This window comes from Ketobacter sp. MCCC 1A13808, assembly GCF_009746715.1.
Classification (GTDB): domain Bacteria; phylum Pseudomonadota; class Gammaproteobacteria; order Pseudomonadales; family Ketobacteraceae; genus Ketobacter.
The window spans coordinates 1-2,193 of record NZ_VRKW01000051.1 but is presented as its reverse complement, the minus strand read 5'-3'; the positions used below and the strand labels follow the sequence as shown (position 1 = coordinate 2,193).

Sequence of the window (2,193 nt, the reverse complement as noted above, 5' to 3'; positions counted from 1 at the left end):
GTAGCCTTAACTGCAGTAATGAGAAAGTTCATCATCATATTAAACACCATGGTAAAACGGAATGAGTTATGGGCACATTGAATATAATTTGGGACTATTGACACCACAGTCACTTGTTATGAATTTAACTGCTTGCACAATGGATAACTACGCAAATTATCCTCTACAAATGGATCTCCACTACGAACAAATCCTTGAGCTTCATAGAATTTTTTTGCAGTAAGAGAACTATCAACTTTTAATCTTTCAAGCCCCAAAAGCGTCGCGTGGTTTTCACAAGCCAGAATCAACTGTTTACCAAAACCCAATCCTACTTTTTCTGGATGCATATAACATAAATAGATATATCCATTGTTCCCAATTATTGATATACCAATCGGAGTTTCATCTTCAATTACTACGAACGATTTTGATGCCTGGCTTTTTATCCAAGTCTCGCAATTTTCAGGTGTCTTATTACTTAACCACGCATCTAATATACATTGGTTGTTTTGGTGATCTTTTACGCACAGTCGTGTTATTGAGTCTCTTATAACTTCACAAACGATCTGTGCATGCTCAACTCTTGCTTCAACTATCATTGACGTTTCGCTAAATTAATCCAAACCTAAACGCACAGTACAAAATGTGATTTCGCATAACGCCAGCAACATGGGCGCAGTGCAGTGGAACCATTTTGCGGTAAAGTGAACGCAGTGAACCGCAAAATGGTGGAGCGTAACTGCGTCCCGTGCTTGCTTTGGTTATGAACTTTTTGCACTCTCTGATTAATTATAGGCATCTGTTAGCATCTGCTTAAGTCCTCGATACTGATCCGTGGCTGCGGACGTTAAACCATAATAGGTATGCTCGCCTCGAAATCTAATATCGTTTTTCTCATCAAAAGCGGAAGTTATTTCCTCTAAACTAGGAGTAAATAGGCCTCGTTTTTCTGTTATTGCCACTAATTTTTGACTTTGAAATAAGTCGTGAAGTAACGCGGTTAATTCAACCCGACTCAAGCCATGAGATGAATTGTTCATCAATTCTTCAATATCCGGCCTAACCAAATCAGATATACGTGTAAACAATTCATCTACATATTCATATACTTTCAAAGTTGCGAAATCTTGTTTATTCATGGTATTTGCTAGATATTTTCATAACGCCTCAATCACCGGCCCACCGAAGTGGAGACAAATTTGTGTTATAGTGAGCGCAGCGAACACACAAATTTGACGGAACGGAGGTGGGTCCGCGTGCATTGATTTGTTATAAGGCATTTTCAAAATACCGTTTTAATTACTTTTTCCACGCCTTCGACTAGCTCAAGTACATCATCTTTTGTTGGTTCGCGATCTTTACCATGATCACACAAATTTCTCAGATCACCTAAATGTTGAATAAAACGCCACTTTGGAGTATCTATAATATCATTTTCTTTAAGGATCTGATAAAAATCGCCAATAGATGGATGTTTTTTTCTGGACTTCAAACCATGTATTTCACAGACATGTCCCAGATGTTTTTCCAATACAACTCCTGCAATCGCACCTCCACCTCGATTGAACCCTTTTTTAGCTAACTCTCTAGCCGCTTCTAACTCAGAATCAAATATATCGGCCTGTAATATTTCTTTAATATCAAATAGAGAGCTCTCCAATCGCGTCTCAATAGCAGCTAAAATTGAATTTTGAACTTGCATTTTGACAACAGCGGCAGATTTATCAGCTACAACTTCCTCTTGATACCCTTTAGTGGTTCTTAAACCGTATAGATAATCCGAAATACCATAGGTAAGAAACGATATATCTTTTCGTTTCTCGTCTTTATATTGGCGTTTGAAATCATCTAATCGATCTGGCAGAAGTTGCTTTATCAACACAAGTGATTCTGAATACCAAGTATCATATTCAATATGAAAATTAGGCAACTCGGTTTTGCTTTCTTTTAATTGCTTTTTGATCTTATCAGGCAATTCCGATACATCTTCAATCATCGCCAAATAAAGATGATTTCCCTTCTTAATTAAAGCCTCAAGTTCATTTTTAATCACATCAAATTTCGAAGACACTTAACTCTCCTATGCCTTATAACGCCGGCAACATGGGCGCAGTGTAGTGGAGCATTTTTTGTGGTAAAAAGAGCGCAGCGATACCACAAAAAATGCGGAACGAAACTGCGTCCCGTGCTTGCCCTGGTTATTTGTTGCCT

The 2,193-nt window shown here is 38.1% G+C and carries 3 protein-coding genes; all 3 read right to left on the bottom strand.

Annotated features, from left to right (window positions below; all coding sequences use genetic code 11):
- Positions 1 to 116: 116 nt before the first annotated feature.
- Positions 117 to 581 (bottom strand): GNAT family N-acetyltransferase, encoded by a 465-nt coding sequence (locus FT643_RS22930; protein ID WP_156873724.1) that lies wholly within the window; start codon positions 579 to 581, stop codon positions 117 to 119.
- 186 nt (positions 582 to 767) lie between these two features.
- Positions 768 to 1,121, bottom strand: a complete 354-nt coding sequence (locus FT643_RS22925) for a hypothetical protein (RefSeq protein ID WP_156873723.1) — start codon at positions 1,119 to 1,121, stop codon at positions 768 to 770.
- Between the two features lie 143 nt (positions 1,122 to 1,264).
- On the bottom strand, positions 1,265 to 2,053 hold the full coding sequence (locus FT643_RS22920) for a hypothetical protein (RefSeq protein WP_198043833.1): 789 nt from the start codon (positions 2,051 to 2,053) through the stop codon (positions 1,265 to 1,267).
- Between the last annotated feature and the right edge of the window lie 140 nt (positions 2,054 to 2,193).